The sequence below is a fragment of the Pseudomonas sp. WMBT8 genome (genome assembly GCF_050916005.1).
Classification (GTDB): Bacteria; Pseudomonadota; Gammaproteobacteria; order Pseudomonadales; family Pseudomonadaceae; genus Aquipseudomonas.
This window is the reverse complement of sequence record NZ_CP188096.1, coordinates 1277349-1294107: the sequence shown is the minus strand read 5'-3', so window position 1 is coordinate 1294107 and position 16759 is coordinate 1277349. Positions and strand designations below refer to the sequence as shown.

General features: G+C 61.1%; 17 protein-coding genes. 6 read left to right on the top strand and 11 right to left on the bottom strand.

The genetic code is table 11. The annotated features are described in order from the left end of the window. Window positions 1–16: 16 nt before the first annotated feature. Window positions 17–703, top strand: a complete 687-nt coding sequence (locus ACO77H_RS05630) for a DUF4197 domain-containing protein (RefSeq protein ID WP_432755138.1) — start codon at window positions 17–19, stop codon at window positions 701–703. A 71-nt stretch (window positions 704–774) separates the two neighbouring features. Here the strand turns inward: ACO77H_RS05630 and ACO77H_RS05625 are convergent, their stop codons facing one another. The 3 genes from ACO77H_RS05625 to ACO77H_RS05615 all read right to left on the bottom strand — a co-directional run bounded on the left by ACO77H_RS05625 (window position 775) and on the right by ACO77H_RS05615 (window position 5271). After that, window positions 775–957, bottom strand: a complete 183-nt coding sequence (locus ACO77H_RS05625; protein ID WP_169955720.1) for a hypothetical protein — start codon at window positions 955–957, stop codon at window positions 775–777. Window positions 958–1095: 138 nt separating this feature from the next. Continuing rightward, a complete protein-coding gene (locus tag ACO77H_RS05620) occupies window positions 1096–4161 on the bottom strand; it encodes an efflux RND transporter permease subunit (protein WP_432755137.1) in 3066 nt (1021 codons plus the stop codon). A 6-nt stretch (window positions 4162–4167) separates the two neighbouring features. Continuing rightward, window positions 4168–5271, bottom strand: coding sequence for an efflux RND transporter periplasmic adaptor subunit (locus ACO77H_RS05615; protein WP_170042934.1), 1104 nt, complete (start codon window positions 5269–5271; stop codon window positions 4168–4170). Window positions 5272–5363: 92 nt separating this feature from the next. On the opposite strand from ACO77H_RS05615, the gene ACO77H_RS05610 reads away from it, so the two are divergent. Beyond that, on the top strand, window positions 5364–5999 hold the full coding sequence (locus ACO77H_RS05610; protein ID WP_169955717.1) for a TetR/AcrR family transcriptional regulator: 636 nt from the start codon (window positions 5364–5366) through the stop codon (window positions 5997–5999). A 94-nt stretch (window positions 6000–6093) separates the two neighbouring features. Here ACO77H_RS05610 and ACO77H_RS05605 read toward each other — a convergent pair whose 3' ends face one another. Then, window positions 6094–6876, bottom strand: coding sequence for a class I SAM-dependent methyltransferase (locus tag ACO77H_RS05605; protein WP_432755136.1), 783 nt, complete (start codon window positions 6874–6876; stop codon window positions 6094–6096). A gap of 95 nt (window positions 6877–6971) precedes the next feature. Here ACO77H_RS05605 and ACO77H_RS05600 point away from each other — a divergent pair, with 95 nt between their 5' ends. After that, window positions 6972–7592 carry an energy transducer TonB gene (locus tag ACO77H_RS05600; protein ID WP_432755135.1) on the top strand — a complete coding sequence of 207 codons (621 nt, stop codon included), beginning with the start codon at window positions 6972–6974 and terminating at the stop codon, window positions 7590–7592. A gap of 3 nt (window positions 7593–7595) precedes the next feature. Here ACO77H_RS05600 and ACO77H_RS05595 read toward each other — a convergent pair whose 3' ends face one another. From ACO77H_RS05595 to ppc, 7 genes are all read right to left on the bottom strand, one after another. After that, window positions 7596–8294: an extensin family protein gene (locus tag ACO77H_RS05595; protein ID WP_432755134.1), complete on the bottom strand. Its 699-nt coding sequence runs from the start codon at window positions 8292–8294 to the stop codon at window positions 7596–7598. Window positions 8295–8297: 3 nt separating this feature from the next. Beyond that, window positions 8298–9125, bottom strand: a complete 828-nt coding sequence (locus ACO77H_RS05590) for an isocitrate lyase/PEP mutase family protein (RefSeq protein WP_432755133.1) — start codon at window positions 9123–9125, stop codon at window positions 8298–8300. A 25-nt stretch (window positions 9126–9150) separates the two neighbouring features. Next, window positions 9151–10011: a DUF72 domain-containing protein gene (locus tag ACO77H_RS05585; protein ID WP_432755132.1), complete on the bottom strand. Its 861-nt coding sequence runs from the start codon at window positions 10009–10011 to the stop codon at window positions 9151–9153. After that, window positions 10011–10331 carry a hypothetical protein gene (locus ACO77H_RS05580; protein WP_432755131.1) on the bottom strand — a complete coding sequence of 107 codons (321 nt, stop codon included), beginning with the start codon at window positions 10329–10331 and terminating at the stop codon, window positions 10011–10013. The genes ACO77H_RS05585 and ACO77H_RS05580 overlap by 1 nt, the downstream gene beginning before the upstream one ends. Window positions 10332–10610: 279 nt before the next feature. Next, complete coding sequence (gene tsaB / locus ACO77H_RS05575) at window positions 10611–11294, bottom strand: tRNA (adenosine(37)-N6)-threonylcarbamoyltransferase complex dimerization subunit type 1 TsaB (protein WP_432755130.1); 684 nt, start codon at window positions 11292–11294, stop codon at window positions 10611–10613. Between the two features lie 90 nt (window positions 11295–11384). Further along, complete coding sequence (gene adk / locus ACO77H_RS05570) at window positions 11385–12032, bottom strand: adenylate kinase (RefSeq protein WP_169955709.1); 648 nt, start codon at window positions 12030–12032, stop codon at window positions 11385–11387. A gap of 293 nt (window positions 12033–12325) precedes the next feature. After that, window positions 12326–14971 (bottom strand): phosphoenolpyruvate carboxylase, encoded by a 2646-nt coding sequence (gene ppc / locus ACO77H_RS05565; RefSeq protein WP_170058320.1) that lies wholly within the window; start codon window positions 14969–14971, stop codon window positions 12326–12328. Window positions 14972–15155: 184 nt separating this feature from the next. Here ppc and ACO77H_RS05560 point away from each other — a divergent pair, with 184 nt between their 5' ends. From ACO77H_RS05560 to ACO77H_RS05550, 3 genes are all read left to right on the top strand, one after another. After that, the gene (locus tag ACO77H_RS05560) at window positions 15156–15488 is read left to right on the top strand and encodes a hypothetical protein (protein WP_432755129.1); all 333 of its coding nucleotides are present in this window, start codon (window positions 15156–15158) and stop codon (window positions 15486–15488) included. Between the two features lie 58 nt (window positions 15489–15546). Next, entirely contained in the window at window positions 15547–15891 is a 345-nt protein-coding gene (locus ACO77H_RS05555; protein ID WP_174394823.1) for a hypothetical protein, read from the top strand. A gap of 101 nt (window positions 15892–15992) precedes the next feature. Continuing rightward, window positions 15993–16733: a hypothetical protein gene (locus ACO77H_RS05550; RefSeq protein WP_432755128.1), complete on the top strand. Its 741-nt coding sequence runs from the start codon at window positions 15993–15995 to the stop codon at window positions 16731–16733. The last annotated feature ends 26 nt before the right edge of the window (window positions 16734–16759 follow it).

Sequence of the window (16759 nt, the reverse complement as noted above, 5' to 3'; positions counted from 1 at the left end):
TTAAAAGGAAGCGCCCATGCTCCGTAACTCTCTTCGCCTCAGCGCCCTGTGCGCCGGCCTGCTGCTCGGCGCCAACGCCATGGCCCTGTCCCTCGGTGACCTGTCCCAGGGCGACGCCACGGGTGGCCTGAAGGACGCCCTGACCCAAGGCGCACAGGTTGCCGTCAAGCAACTGGGGGCTCCCGGTGGTTTCAGCAACAACCCCGAGGTCAAGATCGGTTTGCCGGGCAAGCTTGAAAAAGCCGCCGGCGCCCTGAAAATGCTCGGCATGGGCGATCAGATCACCCAGCTTGAAGCCAGCATGAACAAGGCTGCCGAATCCGCCGTGACCCAGGCCCAGCCGATTCTGGTGAACGCCGTGAAAAACATGAGCGTGAGCGACGCCAAGGGCATCCTCAGCGGCGGCCAGGATTCGGCGACCCAGTATCTGGACAAAAGCAGCCGCGAGCAGATCCGCGCCAAGTTCCTGCCGATCGTCAAGCAATCCACGGACAAGGTCGGCGTAGCCCAGCAGTACAACGCGCTGGCCAAAAAAGCGCCCATGGGCTTGCTGGGTGGCAAGAGTGACAGCGTCGAAAACTACGTGACTGAACAAGCGCTGGACGGCCTGTTCAAGATGATTGCCCAACAGGAAGAAAGCATCCGCCAGAACCCGGCAGCCGCCGCGACCAGCCTGGCGAAGAAAGTGTTCGGCGCGCTGTAGATCCATCGCCGGCAACAAATACAAACGCCCCGAAAAATCGGGGCGTTTGTGTTACTGCACCAGGGGCGTTATCAGCCGTAGGTGATTTTACCTTCGAACTTGACGTTACTCGCGCAAGGCCGCGGCAGCGTCGGCTGCCATGGCGTAGGCTTGCAGGGGGGCTTGCACTTGTTGCGCTTTTTGCCCATTTTGAACGCCATCATCGGCATCACGCCGATACCAATACCTATACCACCCATCGCAAACAAGCCCATAGGTCATTCCTCACGTCTAATTAAACCTCTTCCTGTAGCAACTTCGTTGTCAGGAAAAGGCACCTGCAACCCAGGTAACCCCTGAGTGGCAGGCACGCAAGAAACAGTTCCTGAACCGTGTAGCCGCTTTACGCAGGTTTATGCCGACTTAGGCTGGACCCGGAACCACGCCGCATACAACGCCGGCAAAAACAGCAAGGTCAGGGCCGTGGCCACGATCAAGCCGCCCATGATCGCCACCGCCATTGGCCCGAAGAACACGCTGCGCGACAGCGGGATCATCGCCAGCACTGCCGCCAGCGCCGTCAGCACAATCGGGCGGAAGCGCCGTACGGTGGCTTCGATAATCGCCTGCCACGGCTCCAGGCCCGCCTTGATGTCCTGCTCGATCTGATCCACCAGGATCACCGAGTTACGCATGATCATCCCCGACAACGCGATGGTCCCAAGCATGGCCACAAAGCCAAACGGCTGGCGGAACACCAGCAGGAACAGCGTCACGCCAATCAGCCCCAGGGGCGCGGTAAGAAACACCATGGCCGTGCGCGAGAAGCTGCGCAGTTGCAGCATCAGCAAGGTCAGCACCACCACGATGAACAGCGGCACGCCGGCCTTCACCGAGTTCTGGCCACGGGCGGAGTCTTCGACGGTACCTCCCACGTCCAACAGGTAACCGTCCGGCAGTTCGGCCCGCACCTGGGCCAGGGTCGGCAGGATCTGCTGGACCAGGGTCGCCGGTTGCTCCTTGCCGTAGATATCGGCGCGTACGGTCACCGTGGGCAGGCGGTTGCGATGCCAGATAATGCCTTCCTCGAAGCCATACTCCAGGGTGGCGATCTGCGACAGCGCCACGCTGGTGCCGTTGTCGGTCGGCACCGCCAGGCTCGGCAGCAGCGACAACTCGGTGCGCTCATGCACGGTGCCGCGCAGGAGAATTTCGATCAACTCGTTGTCCTCCCGGTACTGGCTGACGCTGGAACCGGTCAGGGAGCTCTGGAGAAATTTCGACAGGTTGGCCGTGCTCACCCCCAAGGCGCGGGCGCGGTCCTGGTCGACATTGAGGTAGACGATCTTGCTCGGTTCTTCCCAGTCCAGATGCACATTCACCACGTGGGGGTTTTCCCGCACCTTGGCCGCGACCTTGCGCGCCAGGGCCCGCACTTCTTCGATGTACTCGCCAGTCACGCGAAACTGCACAGGGTAGCCAACCGGCGGGCCGTTCTCCAGGCGGGTGACCCGCGAACGCAGGTCGGGGAATTGCTCGTTGAGGGTTTCGATCAACCAGGTGCGCAGGGTTTCGCGCTCCTCGATGGTCTTGGCCAGCACCACGAACTGGGCAAAGCTGGCCGCCGGCAACTGCTGGTCCAACGGCAGGTAGAAGCGCGGTGAACCGGTGCCGACATAGGCCACGTAGTTTTCGATCCCCCCATGCGCCTTGAGCAAGCCTTCGAGACGCTTGACCTGATCGGCGGTGTTGCTCAGCGAGGCGCCTTCCGCCAGTTTCAGGTCGACCATCAGCTCCAGGCGCCCGGACGCCGGGAAGAACTGTTGCGGGACAAAGCGGAACAGCGCCACCGAGCCGATAAACAGCAGCACGGTCAGTACAATCACGGTTTTGCGCCGGCGCACGCACCATTCCACCCAGCGCCTTACGCGCTGATAGAACGGCGTGCCGTAAGGATCCGGGCCATCAGTGCCGTGCTTGGCCGCATGAATCTTCGCCAAGTCCGGCAGGAGTTTTTCCCCCAGGTACGGCACAAACACCACGGCGGCAACCCACGAGGCCAGCAGCGCGATGGTCACCACCTGGAAGATCGAGCGGGTGTACTCACCGGTACTCGATTGCGCGGTGGCAATCGGCAAGAAGCCGGCTGCGGTGATCAACGTACCGGTAAGCATCGGAAACGCCGTACTGGTCCAGGCGAAACTGGCGGCCTTGAGACGGTCGTAGCCCTGCTCCATTTTGATCGCCATCATTTCCACGGCGATGATCGCGTCGTCCACCAGCAGGCCCAAAGCCAATACCAAGGCACCCAGGGAGATCTTGTGCAGGCCGATCCCCAGGTAATACATGCAGGCAAAGGTCATGGCCAACACCAACGGAATCGCCAGGGCCACCACCATGCCGGTACGCACGCCGAGGGAGAAGAAACTCACCAGCAATACAATCGCCAATGCTTCGGCCAGCACCTGGACGAATTCGCCCACGCTGGTCTTCACCGCAGCGGGCTGGTCCGACACCTTGCGCAGCTCCATGCCTGCCGGGAGGTTCTTCTGCAAGCGTGCGAATTCGCCCTCAAGGGCCTTGCCCAGTACCAGGATGTCACCGCCATCGCGCATGGCCACGGCCAGGCCGATCGCATCGTCACCCATGTAGCGCATACGCGGCGCGGGCGGGTCGTTGAAGCCACGGTGGATCTCGGCCACGTCGCCAATGCGGAAGGTGCGGCCGCCCACGCGGATCGGGAAATCGCGGATTTCCTCCACCGCCTTGAAGTTACCCGACACCCGCAGTTGCACGCGCTCGCTCGGGGTTTCAAAGAAGCCGGCGGTGGACACCGCGTTCTGCTCCTGCAACGCCTGTTGCACCGCCGCCAGGGGCAGGCCGAGGGTGGCGAGCTTGAGGTTGGATAGCTCGATCCAGATCTTCTCGTCCTGCAACCCCAGCAGCTCGACCTTGCCCACATCCGGCACCCGTTGCAGCTGGATCTGGATGCGGTCGGCGTAGTCCTTGAGCACGGCGTAGTCAAAACCCTCGCCGGTCAGGGCATAGATATTGCCAAAGGTGGTGCCGAATTCATCGTTGAAGAACGGGCCCTGGATATCCGGGGGCAGGGTCTGGCGGATATCGCTGATCTTCTTGCGCACCTGGTACCACAGGTCGGGAATCTGCGCCGAGTGCATCGAGTCCCGCGCCATAAACGTGACCTGGGATTCGCCCGGGCGGGAGAACGAGACGATGCGCTCGTACTCGCCGGTTTCCATCAGTTTCTTTTCAATACGCTCGGTGACCTGGCGCGAGACTTCCTGGGCCGTGGCGCCTGGCCAGTTAGTCTTGATCACCATGGCTTTGAAGGTGAACGGCGGGTCTTCACTTTGCCCCAGCTTGGTGTAGGACAACGTACCGACAACGGCCAGCAGCAGCATCAGGAACAGTACGATCTGGCGATTACGCAACGCCCATTCGGAAAGATTGAAACCCATCGGGGACTACTCCTTGTTGGCCGCCAGATTCACCACCCGGTTGGAGCGATCCACCGGGCGTACTTGCTGGCCCTCATGGAGCACATGCACACCGGCGGCAATCACCCAGTCGGAGGGGGTCAGGCCTTCGAGCACCGGCACGCTTTTTTCGCCGAAGGCGCCGATGCGCACCGCTGTGCGCTTGAGGGTGTTATCCGGCTTGACCAACCAGACGTAGGACGCACCGTTCTCTGCGCTGAGGGCAGACAGCGGCACCGACAACGGAACCACGCCGTCAGCCTGGATGAAAACCCGCGCACTCTGCCCCAGCTCGGCCGGGACTTTGCCGGCGTTGAAGGCGACGCGGGCGGCGAAGGTGCGTGACTTGGGATCGGCTGCCGGCGACAGCTCGCGAATACGCCCCTCGAAACGCTGGTCGGGCTGGCTCCACAGTTCCACGGAGACCGGCTGGCCGACCTTGAAGCGGCCGAAGCTTTGCTCCGGGAAGCTGATCAACACTTCACGCTCGCCATCGGTAGCCAGGGTGAACACGGTCTGCCCCGCAGACACCACTTGCCCGACTTCCACCGCACGCTTGGCCACCACCCCGTCCTGGGGCGCGCGCAACACGGCATAGCCAGCCTGGTTGTTGGCCACGTCGAATTCTGCCTTGATCTGCTGCAAGCGGGCGACGCCTGCGCGGTAGAGGTTTTCGGAATTATCGTACTGGGAGCGGCTGACCATCTGACGGTCCATCAGGGTCTTGTAGCGATCACGCTCGGCCCGCACCAGGCTCAGGTTGGCCTCGGCCGCCGTGACTTGGGCACGGGTAGCCTGCAGTTGCAGGCGCACATCCTGGGGATCGAGCTCCGCCAGCGGCTGGTTGGCCTTGACGCGCTCGCCCTCCTCCACCAGGCGGCGGCTGACTTTGCCGCCGATGCGAAAGGCCAGGTCCGGTTCATACCGGGCACGCACCTCGCCTGGATAACTGTCCATTGCCAACGCAGAGGGTTGTGGCTGCACCACCATGGCCGGGCGGACGGTGGTTTGGGCCGCTTCTTCATGGCCGCAGGCAGCCAGTAAAAGAGCAAGGCTGGCAGGCAACGCGAGGTGCAGGAAGATGCTGCGCATGCTGAAGGACCTTTCGCAAATGGTGCTTGGAATAATTATACTGGCCGGTATGTTATTAATACCAAACTCACCAGTCCAGTATTAAAGTGAAAATGTCCGACAATCCTGTAAACACCAATAGCCCTGGGCGCCCCAAGGACATGGCAAAACGCCAGGCAATCCTCGACGCGGCGAAAATCCTGTTTTTGAGCAACGGTTATGCGAGTACCAGCATGGATGCCGTCGCCCTTGAGGCTGGCGTGTCGAAACTGACGGTCTACAGCCACTTCACCGACAAAGAAACGCTATTCACCGCCGCCGTCGAGGCCAAGTGCGAAGCGCAACTGCCGGTCATGTATTTCGAGCTGCCCGACGGTGTGCCGGTGGAGAAGGTGCTGCTCAACATCGCCCGGGGCTTTCACCTGCTGATCAACAGTGAGGAGTCGGTGAACCTGCACCGTTTGATGATGACGTCGGGCAATCAGGATCCGAAGCTGTCGCAGATTTTCTTCGAAGCCGGCCCCATGCGGATGCTGCAGGGGATGGAGCGCTTGCTGGGCAAGATCAATCAGAGCGGTGCGCTGAGCATCGACAAGCCGTTTACCGCAGCCGAACACTTCTTTTGCCTGCTCAAGGGCACGGCGAACTTCTGCTTGCTGTATGGCTGCGGCGACCGCTTGAGCGAAGCGGCCGCCGAAGAGCATGTGCAGGAAGTGGTGGGGTTGTTTATGCGGGCGTATCGACCTTGAACAGTCGTTGATCGATCTGACGCCATCGCCGGCAAGCCGGCTCCTACAGGTGATTGCGTTTATTGTAGGAGCCGGCTTGCCGGCGACGGGGCCCTCAGGCCTTGAGCGCTTTTTTAGGGTAAATATCGTACCGGCTGGATTTGCCGTCCAGCGCGTGGCTCGGCTTGGGCCCGTCAATGCACGGCGCCTTGCGCGGGCGCTTGACCACCACCCGGTGGCTGGCCAGGGCCAAGGCCGCCGCCAGCAACGCCGGGGCATCAGGATCGTCGCCCACCAGCGGGCGAAACAGGCGCATTTCTTTCTTCACCAAGGCGGTTTTCTCACGATGGGGAAACATCGGGTCCAGGTAGATCACCTGCGGCGGCTCACCTTCCCAGTTACGCATCAGCTCGATGGAGTTGCCCTTGAGCAGGATCATCCGCCCAACGATGGGCGCCACTTCAAAATCATCGGCCCCACGCGCCAGACCATCTTCGAGCAAGGCACCAATCAACGGTTGCCGCTCGATCAGGCTCATCTCACAGCCCAGGCTGGCCAGCACGAACGCATCCTTGCCCAGGCCCGCCGTGGCATCCAGCACCCGGGGGCGCACACCTTGAGACACGCCCACCGCCTTGGCGATCATCTGCCCGCTGCCACCACCGTAAAGCCGGCGATGGGCCGCGCCGCCCTCGACAAAGTCCACCCGCACCGGCCCAGGCGCATCGGCGCCCAGCTGTTGCAGTTGCAGGCCGTGCTCACCCACTTGCAGGGCAAAATCGGCATCCGCCAGCTGCAACGGCAGGCCGAGCTGCTCGGCCCAATACTGGGCATGGGCCTGGAAACCTTCGGCCAAGGCCTCGACCCGAATGCGGCTGGCCGCGGGTTGTTCGCTCATCGTTTACTACGCTCAAAAATATTAAGGATCGGCAAAAAGCGGCCGATAAAAAAGGATCAGGCATTTTGCCAGACCCTGAGCGTCGACCGAGAGAAATGTCAGACATTCATTCCCTATTCACCGGTGTCCTGCCGACCCACAACCACTTCGGCCTGCGCAATACCCAAGCGCTGGCCGGCGTCAGTCATGTGTGGCAGGACTTCTTCGCCCGGGCGTTGGCCGAGCAACTTGGCCAGGTGCCAGGTGCGCAGCTGGCCGCAGATCCGGTGCCGGTGGATACCTCGATCGAACCCAGCGCCGGCAGCGACCTGCTGACCCAAATCGTTACCCAACGTCATTGCGACGTCCAGGACACCGAGGTCGCCCCGCCTGAACCGCTGTTCCTGCCGATTGCCGAATTCGAGCTGGACCTGCTGCCACCCGCGGCCGTGCCGTTCCCGGATGATGAAATCGTCGCCCAGCAACGCCAGCAGAACTTCGAGAGCGGCTGGGTACGCCCGATCGTCCTGACCGCTGGCCAGCCACTGCCCGAGCCAGGCCCGGCGCCACAACCCAAGCCGCTGTTCCTGCCGATTGCCGAGTTCGAACTGGACCTGCTGCCAGCGGCGGCCGAACCGTATCCGAATGAAGAACTGGTGCAGCAGCAAAAGGCCCTGGACTTCGATTGCGGCTGGGCCCGCCCACTGATCCTCAACAACCTGCGCCTGGCGGCCTGACCCTTAGCGGCACACCCACCAACGCCCCATGTCCAGATGGAAATGGTTGCGATGGGCAGCGTTGTAGTCCGGGCTCAAGACCACGTTGAAATCTTTGCACGCACGGTCGCGCACCTGACGCAAAAAGCGCGCGTTGGCGCCCTCTCCAGGCCAATCCTTCAGCACATTGATACTGCGCCCATCCGCCAGGCGAAACCCGGCGATATCCAGGGCATTGGCCGAGGCGTGCTGGCTGAGCCGCCCTTCGGCACGCCCATACATATTGCGGCAGGCAAAACTGCCCAGGTGATCGACCCGCGTCACCGCCTGGCCAAACACCGCCTGGGCGGCCGGCTGCAAGCTGTGGCGCTCGAACAGAGCAAACGCCACCGCCAAGGGGCAACTGGCGAGAAAGCTGCTACTCAAACCCACCTGCGCGCCCTGCACCCGCAGGGTATTGCGCAGTGGGCAAGCCGCATCAGCGGGACTGTCCGCCTGATGGCTGACCCGCAGCCCGGAGCTTTTCAGCACCTGGTCGCACAGTGCCGGATCATCCTGCAACCGTCCGAGTTTGAACCGCGTCAGCAGGTTGGGCACGGCGCGCACATCCAAGGGCGCCCAGGGGTTCCATTCGGCGGGCAACGGCACCCAGCCGCGCCAGATGCCTACGAGTAGGCCGCCCGCAAGTAGCAGCAACACACCCAACACTTTGAAAAAAGCCACGACTCAACCTTTGAACAACTGATTTGCCTGGCTGAACGGCATCGAGCGCTCGGTAAAGGTGAAGGTTCCCAGTTCCTGAACCTCCCGCGCGGCCCTGAAGAACTCCCCGTAGGCCGCCAGGGCCATGGCCGAGCCGACGCTGATGCGCTTGACGCCCATCTCGCTCAGTTGCGCCACCGAGAGCGTGAGGCCACCGGACATCAGCACATTCACCGGTTTTGGCGCCACCGCCCGCACCACCGCCAGTACTTCCTCAGCACTGCGCAGGCCCGGAGCATACAACACGTCGGCGCCCGCTTCGGCGTAGGCCTGCAAACGGCGAATAGTGTCGGGAAAATCCAGGCGACCATGCAGGAGGTTTTCCGCACGGGCCGTCAGCATGAAGGGGAATGGCAAGCTGCGCGCCGCAGCGACGGCAGCCTCGATGCGCTCAACAGATAGATCAAAGGGGTAGATCGGGTCGACCGCAATCCCCGTAGCGTCTTCGATAGAACCGCCGACGATGCCGGTAGCGGCGGCCCGCAACAGGCTCTGGGCACAACCTTGAGGCGTATCGCTGAAGCCGTTTTCCAGGTCCGCCGCCACCGGCAGCGCGGTGGCCTGAACGATCATCCCGGCGTTGCCCAAAGTGTCCTCCAGCGACAGCGCACCTTCGGCATCCGGACGCCCCAGACTGAAGGCAAAACCCGCGCTGGTAGTGGCCAGGGCTTCAAAGCCGAGGCTGGCGAGCATCTTGGCGGAACCGGCGTCCCACGGGTTGGGCATCACGAATGCACGGTCACGCTCGTGCAGGGCTCGAAAGGATTCGGCGCGAAGGGTTTGGGCATCCATGACTGACTCCAGGCATAAAAGAACCCTAGAGTAACCCCAGTTGCTCCACAGCGGGCTCCCGATGCAACTGCGCCAACGCCGGCAACCCAGGCAATCGCACCATCAATTGCTGATGAAAACGCATGGCCAATTGGGCCGCCAGGCGGTTGTCCGAGGTGTGCAGGAACACATAGGGCGTGCGGCCCTCCTCGATCCAGCCAGCGACCTTTTCAACCCACGGCACCAGGAACGGATCGTTGGCTTCCAGGTCCGGGTGGCCGATAAAACGCACCTGGGGAAACTGGGTCAACGCCGCAGGCCGGGGCGGTACCTTGGGCTTTTTCGATTGGGCGTGGAGTACCGCCGCCGAGGTGGACGTGCAACTGAACAGCGCCCGAGGATCCAGGCAGATCCGCTCGACACCACGGTCACGCAGCAGGCGGTTGAGGCTGCGCTCGGCATCGCCTTTGGCGAAGAACTCGCGGTGACGCACCTCCACCGCCAATGGCCGCTCCAGGCCGTCGATAAACCCTGCCAGTTCCCCCAGCCGCTGCGGGGTGAAGCTGGCCGGTAGTTGCAGCCACAGTGGCGAAACCCGCTCGCCCAGCGGGCTCATCAAACCGAGGAAGCTTTCGGCGGCGGGCAACTGTTCGCGCAGGTCAGCGCTGTGGCTGATATCACCGGGAAACTTGGCGGTAAAGCGAAAGTGCGCGGGCATGATCTCGGCCCAGCGCTGCACAGTCGCGACGGAGGGCCGCGCATAGAACGTGGTGTTGCCTTCGCAGGCATTGAACACCTGGCAATACAGCCCGAGAAAATCTGTGGTGCGGGCGTCTTGCGGATACAGGTACTCGCGCCAGGCGCTTTCACTCCAGGACGGGCAACCGAGGAAATAAGGCAGCAACATCAGATGTGGATATCGAGACCCAGCACTTCCATATCCCATTCGACAAAGCCTGCTGTGGTCAGGTAGCTGGCCAGGGCCGTGGCGACGTTCTTGCTCATGGAGCGCGGGAAGACCATGTCTTGCTGGCGGGCCGGAACGCCGCCGATACGCGCACCGCTGGCACCTTGGGCACGAGCGGAAACCGCTGCGCTCTGGGAGGTTTCGGGCTGGATTTCAATAAAATCGGGGGATTCTTCGACGGACTCGTCTACCTTCACGTTCGCCTTGCGTGGCTTGCGCTTGAGGGGGTAGGACTGGGAGGAAAAGCCGTCTATACGCATGCATGCAGATCCGTGATCAATGATGGCAATTTAGCGGCACTTTCCTTGGCGCGCAAATGCTCTGGTGATAACTAGAACACATAAACGGGCAAAGGTTTAAAACCGCGGGCAAATTCTGACGATTGGCGCCAATTGCCTGCGATCAACGGTGGAAGCTGTCGAGCCCCAGCGAGGCTGCGATGGCGGCGACACTGCCACTATTCATGGCACCTGACACACCGCTATCGCAGCCTCGCTGAGGCTCGACAGCTCCCACATTAGAGGCTAACCGCAATAAGCCTAGAGCCCGCGTTCGGCCTTGGTCTGCGCCACTTTATCGCGCAGGTACACCGGGGCGGCCTGGTCGGCGGGAATCGCCTCGCCGCGTTCCCAGGCAAAACGCGCCAGGGCCAGCAGGTCTTCGGCATGGGGCAGCATCGCGGCATCCTGGCCCATCGTGGGCACGGCGATCCGCTGGCCATACCCCCAACCGGTACCGGCACCAAACCAGTCGCCACTGGCATCGGCCGGCAACGCGGCGGCCTCGGGCGGCTGCACGGCTTCAACGCCGACCAGGCGCATTTCGCCTGCGGTCTCGCGGTAGCAACCCCAGTAGACCTCATCCATCCGCGCATCGATGGCTGCCGCGACCTGGGCCGCGCCGTGCTCACGCAGGGCGCGCTGGGCCAGCACGGCCAGGTTGGACACCGGCAATACTGGCCGTTCCAGGGCAAACGCCAGGCCCTGCACCACGCCGATGGCGATGCGCACGCCGGTGAACGCGCCCGGGCCACGGCCAAAGGCGATGGCGTCCACCGCCGACAAGGTGGTGCCGGCATCGAGCAATAACTGCTTGATCATCGGCAGCAGCTTTTGCGCGTGCAGGCGCGGGATCACCTCATAGTGGCTCGTGACCTTGCCGTTATGCAGCAGGGCAACGGAGCAAGCTTCAGTCGCGGTGTCCAGGGCCAGCAGGGTGCTCATCGGTGTGGGTGTCCAAATCGAAAAAAAGTGCGCCAGTATAAACAACAACGGCCCGCAAGCGGGCCGTTGAACATCACGCCGATCGTCAGATCAGTTCAGCGCTTCCAGCACCTTGGCGGTGATGGCTTCCACCGAGCCAACGCCCGGGATGTGGCTGTATTTCGGTTTGCCCTGGGCAGCCGACAGCTTCTGGTAGAAGTCCACCAGCGGCTTGGTCTGGGAGTGGTAGACCGACAGGCGATGACGCACGGTTTCTTCGGTATCGTCCTTGCGCTGCACCAGGTCGTCACCGGTTACATCATCCTTGCCAGCCACTTTTGGCGGGTTGTAGACGATGTGGTAGACGCGGCCCGAGGCTTCGTGAACACGGCGACCGGCGATACGCTGGACGATCTCTTCGTCTTCAACGGCGATTTCGACCACGGCATCCAACTCGACGCCGGCCTTCACCAGGGCTTCGGCCTGGGGAATGGTGCGTGGGAAACCGTCGAACAGGAAACCGTTCTTGCAGTCTTCCTGGCTGATGCGTTCCTTGACCAGGTTGATGATCAGGTCGTCGGAGACCAGGCCACCGCTGTCCATCACGCTCTTGGCGATCAGGCCCAGCTCGGTACCGGCCTTGACGGCGGCGCGCAGCATGTCGCCAGTGGAGATTTGTGGAATGCCGAACTTTTCAGTGATGAACTTTGCCTGAGTACCTTTACCGGCCCCGGGAGCTCCCAGCAGAATGACGCGCATCGATGTGCTCCTCAATTTTTTATAGAGATGACGCTCGGATTCGCCGCGTGGGGCCAATCTCGTAGAATATGCTCGTAAAAATACGAATCCAGGCCGCCCAAACGGCCAAAGGCTGATCAAGATACACAGCGAGCCCTAACCACACAAGCCGCCAAAAGTCGGAAGAACCCGCCCCACACAAGCCTTTTGGTCGCGGTATCCCTTGGTGCAACCCAAACCCAAAACCGCCGGCAGAGCCCTTTCGGGTCAACCGGCGGTTTTGCGTGCAAGCCCTTGAGAACACGCGACAAATGTCAGCCGGTATTACGCAGCCCGGCGGCAATACCGGCCACGGACACCAGCAGCGCCTGTTCCAGAGGGCTGTCCTGTGTCGCTTCCTGCTGGCGGGACCGCGCCAACAACTCGGCCTGCAGCAGGTGCAATGGGTCAAGGTAGGTGTTGCGCAGGCGGATGAACTCCAGGGTGTCGGGACTGTGGGCCAGCAGTTGCGACTGCCCGGTCAGGCCAAGCACCACGGCACACGCCTGCGACAATAGGTCGCGTAAATGCGCACCCAATGGCAGCAGGTCCGGCTGCACCAGACGCTCGTCATACAGGCGGGCGATATCGGCGTCGGCCTTGGCCAGGACCATTTCCAGCATGTCGATGCGCGTACGGAAGAACGGCCATTGCTCACGCATCTGCCCCAGCAACTCGCCTTCGCCCCGCTCCAGGGCCTTGCTCAATGCCGCTTCCCAGCCCAGCCAGGCCGGCAACATCAGGCGCGTCTGGGTCCAGCCGAAAATCCACGGGATCGCACGCAGGCTTTCGATGCCCCCAGCACGGCGTTTGGCCGGGCGACTGCCCAGGGGCAAGCGGCCCAGTTCCTGCTCGGGCGTGGACTGGCGGAAGTACTCGACGAACTGCGGATTTTCCCGCACTACCGCGCGATAGGCGCTGACGCCATCGGCGGCCAATTCGTCCATCAAATGCCGCCAGGCCGGCTCCGGGGGCGGCGGTGGCAATAAGGTCGCCTCCAGCACTGCGGCCAGATACAGATTGAGGTTCTGCTCGGCGATATCCGGCAAGCCGAACTTGAAGCGAATCATCTCGCCCTGCTCGGTGGTGCGAAAACGCCCGGCTACCGAGCCCGGTGGCTGCGACAGGATCGCCGCGTGGGCCGGGCCACCGCCACGGCCAACGGTGCCGCCACGACCATGGAACAACAACAGTTCCACCTGCTGCTCGCGGCAGATATCCACCAGCCGTTCCTGGGCCCGGTACTGCGCCCAGGCCGCAGCGGTAGTGCCGGCGTCCTTGGCCGAGTCCGAATAGCCGATCATCACTTCCTGCGGGCCTTGCAGGCGCGCGCGATAGCCCGGTAGCAGCAACAGGCGCTCGATTACCGGGCCGGCGTTGTCCAGGTCGGCCAGGGTCTCGAACAGCGGCACCACACGCATCGGCCGCTGCACCCCGGACTCCTTGAGCAGCAGCTGCACCGCCAGCACATCGGATGCCGCACCCGCCATGGAGATGACGTAGGAACCCAGGGATGCGGCTGGCGCGGCGGCAATTTCCTTACAGGTATTGAGCACTTCGGCGGTGTCGGCCGACGGCTTGAAATAGCCTGGCAACAATGGGCGACGGTTGGCCAACTCCTTCATCAGGAAGGTGATGCGCGCGTCTTCGTCCCAATCCTCATAGCGGCCCAGGCCCAGGTAGTCGGTGATCTCGGTCATCGCCGCCGAGTGACGGCTGGAGTCCTGGCGCACATCCAGGCGCACCAGGAACAGGCCGAACGTTACCGCACGGCGTAGGCAATCGAGCAGCGGGCCGTCGGCAATCACGCCCATGCCGCAGGCGTGCAGGGACTGGTAGCACAGCTCCAGCGGCTCCAGCAGGTCGCGATTGTTTTGCAGCACATCAGCCGGCGCCGGGAGGCTGGCGGTCAACGCCGCGTGCGCCCAATTGCGGGTGGCGCGCAGGCGTTCGCGCAGTTGCTTGAGCAAGGCCCGATAAGGTTCGACGCTCTCGCCGACCTTGGCCTGCAACTCGGGGCTGGCCTGCTGCATCGACAGCTCGGATGCCAGGTGATCGATATCACGCAGATACAGGTCTGCAGCCATCCAGCGCGCCAGCAGCAATACTTCGCGGGTCACGGGCGCCGTCACGTTGGGGTTGCCGTCACGGTCACCGCCCATCCATGAGGCAAAGCGGATCGGTGCCGCCTCCAGGGGCAGGCGCAGGCCGGTCGCGGCGTGCAAGGCGTGATCGGCCTTGCGCAGGTAGTTGGGGATGGCGTGCCACAGCGAATGCTCGATCACCGCAAAGCCCCACTTGGCCTCGTCCACCGGGGTGGGCCGGGTGCGGCGGATTTCTTCGGTGTGCCAGGCTTCGGCGATCAGCCGTTGCAAGCGCTGGCGAATCTGCTCGCGCTCGGCGCTGGTCAAGTCACGGTGATCCTGCAACGCCAGTTGGGCGGCGATGGCGTCATATTTCTGGATCAGGGTGCGGCGCGCAACTTCGGTAGGGTGGGCGGTGAGCACCAGTTCGATCTCCAGCCGCGCCAACTGCCGGGCCAGGGATTCGCTGCTATGGCCCTCACTCTGCAGGCGCGCCAGCAGCTCGGGCAGTACCCGCGACTCGAACGGGGCGGGCTGGGATTCATCGCGCCGGTGAATCAGTTGGTACTGCTCGGCGATATTAGCCAGGTTGAGGAACTGGTTGAACGCACGTGCCACCGGCAACAGCTCGTCTTCCTGCAACTGGTTGAGGCTGGCGCTGAGCTCTTCGCCAGCTGCCGCCTCGGTTGCCCCGCCCCGGCGATCGGCCTTGGCGCCCTTGCGGATCTGCTCGATTTTGGCGAGGAACTCATCACCGTACTGTTCTCGAATCGTGTTGCCCAACAGTTCACCCAGCAGGTGAACATCTTCACGCAAACGTGCATCGATATCGCTCATCAGCCAATCTCCAGCCAGGAATCCGGGACGCTTTGATCTTTAAGAGTGCCGATCAAGCCTTGCTCTTACAAGGAACTTTAAACCTTGGCGGTTGCAGCTAGTCTCAAGGATACGTCGTCGCGTTATCCACGCCGCGACCGGTCACTCATCACCGCCCGCTACCCTGGGCATCACTGAGGTTGCCATGAAAATCCGAGAACTGGCCCAGCAATGGGAAGAAACCGCCAAGGGTCGCCTGACCAAGACCGAATATGCCATCCACCTGGATGTCGAGGCCGCCGCACGGCTGGCGGCCATCCGCGAGATGTACCCCAAGCGCAGCACCGAGGAATTGCTCGGCGAGTTGATCGGCGCCGCCCTGGAAGAGCTGGAAGCCAGCTTTCCCTATATCCGGGGCCAGCATGTGGTTGCCACTGATGAAGAGGGTGACCCGTTGTATGAAGATGTGGGGCACACAATAGAGAAAATCGTGAAACGGGGCCAAATTCACGAACTTTGTATCTCCAGCCATACGTAGCTACCGCAGCTTTCAGTTGAGCAATTTCGCCATTCCCCTCCTTATATAGAAGGTCGTCATGAAAACGTTTGAGCAGATGTTAAGCACTTGGGAAGCTAAGGCTCACGAAGACAGCGAGCAAGTCGAGTACACCCTCTCCATCCACCAGCGTGATCTTGTGAAAATCAAAGCGTTGGCTGAGGCTTACGAGCTGTCAGAAGCTGTCGTCACCGAAGGCCTACTATCGGCGGCTATACAGGAAGCGGAACGGGCAATCCCTTACGTCAAGGGAACCCAAGTGATCCGCGTCGAGGAAGGTGAAGAGGTATATGCAGACGCTGGGAGAACACCTGCATATGTAGACGCTGAGAACAGACTCGCCTTGGCAATATTCAATAAAAAATCAGAAGACAGTAAAATCTGAAATAGAATTTTCTATTTTAAGATTTTTGTCCCGCCAACCTCATCTACTATATGACTGACAAGGGACCTAATTGGAAGTTAACCTCATAGCAAAGGACTAAAATGGACATTGAAAACCTTTTATCGCCGATATCTTACGAAGAAAGGATTGTGGTATTTTTTGACGTACTGGGCTGGAAAAGCCACGTTCGCAATGCGGGAGATGATCCACAAAAAATTGGACATTTAGCGTTAATTCCAAAAATACTAAAAAGCGAGCAGATTTTAGAAGCCGCGGAAGCAAGTAGCTCAGCCGGTATAAGAACCACATCTTTTTCGGATTGCTGCGTATTGAGCATTCCATATAGTGAAGAATCATTACCCAATATTATTTACGGACTATCAAATACATTTGTTGGCTGTGCTTTGATGGGCTTTCTCTTGCGAGCAGGCGTAACAATTGGCAAACTGCACCACGAGAACGATATAGTTTTTGGCCCAGCAATGAACAGGGCATATGAATTAGAATCCAAAGGTATTTACCCAAGAATCATTATCGATCCGAACACACCTTCCCTTATGAATTTAAAACTACATCCGAACATGCTTTCGACAGATGAAATCGGGAGCTTCGTCAACCCTTACGAATGGTCATTTATAAAATCAGCCAACTGCCAAAACCCTCTTCCAACTGAACGATTCTTGGGCGTAGAAACCAATACAGCAAAAACTCTTTTCACATGCTTACATGAGGCACTATTAAAAATATTAGACTCCGCAAATGAAGATAAACATCGAGATAGAGCGAACTGGCCGTACAGCAAGGTAAGGCAGCAATTCAAACAAATACTTTCACTGCAGTAATTCGGAACACTCAGACGCCGAGACGG

Coding starts and splice junctions, on each gene's coding strand:
- ACO77H_RS05630 (WP_432755138.1), top strand. CDS start 17: ATGCTCCGTAACTCTCTTCGCCTCAGCGCCCTGTGCGCCGGCCTGCTG.
- ACO77H_RS05625 (WP_169955720.1), bottom strand. CDS start 957: ATGGGCTTGTTTGCGATGGGTGGTATAGGTATTGGTATCGGCGTGATG.
- ACO77H_RS05620 (WP_432755137.1), bottom strand. CDS start 4,161: ATGGGTTTCAATCTTTCCGAATGGGCGTTGCGTAATCGCCAGATCGTA.
- ACO77H_RS05615 (WP_170042934.1), bottom strand. CDS start 5,271: ATGCGCAGCATCTTCCTGCACCTCGCGTTGCCTGCCAGCCTTGCTCTT.
- ACO77H_RS05610 (WP_169955717.1), top strand. CDS start 5,364: ATGTCCGACAATCCTGTAAACACCAATAGCCCTGGGCGCCCCAAGGAC.
- ACO77H_RS05605 (WP_432755136.1), bottom strand. CDS start 6,876: ATGAGCGAACAACCCGCGGCCAGCCGCATTCGGGTCGAGGCCTTGGCC.
- ACO77H_RS05600 (WP_432755135.1), top strand. CDS start 6,972: ATGTCAGACATTCATTCCCTATTCACCGGTGTCCTGCCGACCCACAAC.
- ACO77H_RS05590 (WP_432755133.1), bottom strand. CDS start 9,125: ATGGATGCCCAAACCCTTCGCGCCGAATCCTTTCGAGCCCTGCACGAG.
- ACO77H_RS05585 (WP_432755132.1), bottom strand. CDS start 10,011: ATGTTGCTGCCTTATTTCCTCGGTTGCCCGTCCTGGAGTGAAAGCGCC.
- ACO77H_RS05580 (WP_432755131.1), bottom strand. CDS start 10,331: ATGCGTATAGACGGCTTTTCCTCCCAGTCCTACCCCCTCAAGCGCAAG.
- tsaB (WP_432755130.1), bottom strand. CDS start 11,294: ATGAGCACCCTGCTGGCCCTGGACACCGCGACTGAAGCTTGCTCCGTT.
- adk (WP_169955709.1), bottom strand. CDS start 12,032: ATGCGCGTCATTCTGCTGGGAGCTCCCGGGGCCGGTAAAGGTACTCAG.
- ppc (WP_170058320.1), bottom strand. CDS start 14,971: ATGAGCGATATCGATGCACGTTTGCGTGAAGATGTTCACCTGCTGGGT.
- ACO77H_RS05560 (WP_432755129.1), top strand. CDS start 15,156: ATGAAAATCCGAGAACTGGCCCAGCAATGGGAAGAAACCGCCAAGGGT.
- ACO77H_RS05555 (WP_174394823.1), top strand. CDS start 15,547: ATGAAAACGTTTGAGCAGATGTTAAGCACTTGGGAAGCTAAGGCTCAC.
- ACO77H_RS05550 (WP_432755128.1), top strand. CDS start 15,993: ATGGACATTGAAAACCTTTTATCGCCGATATCTTACGAAGAAAGGATT.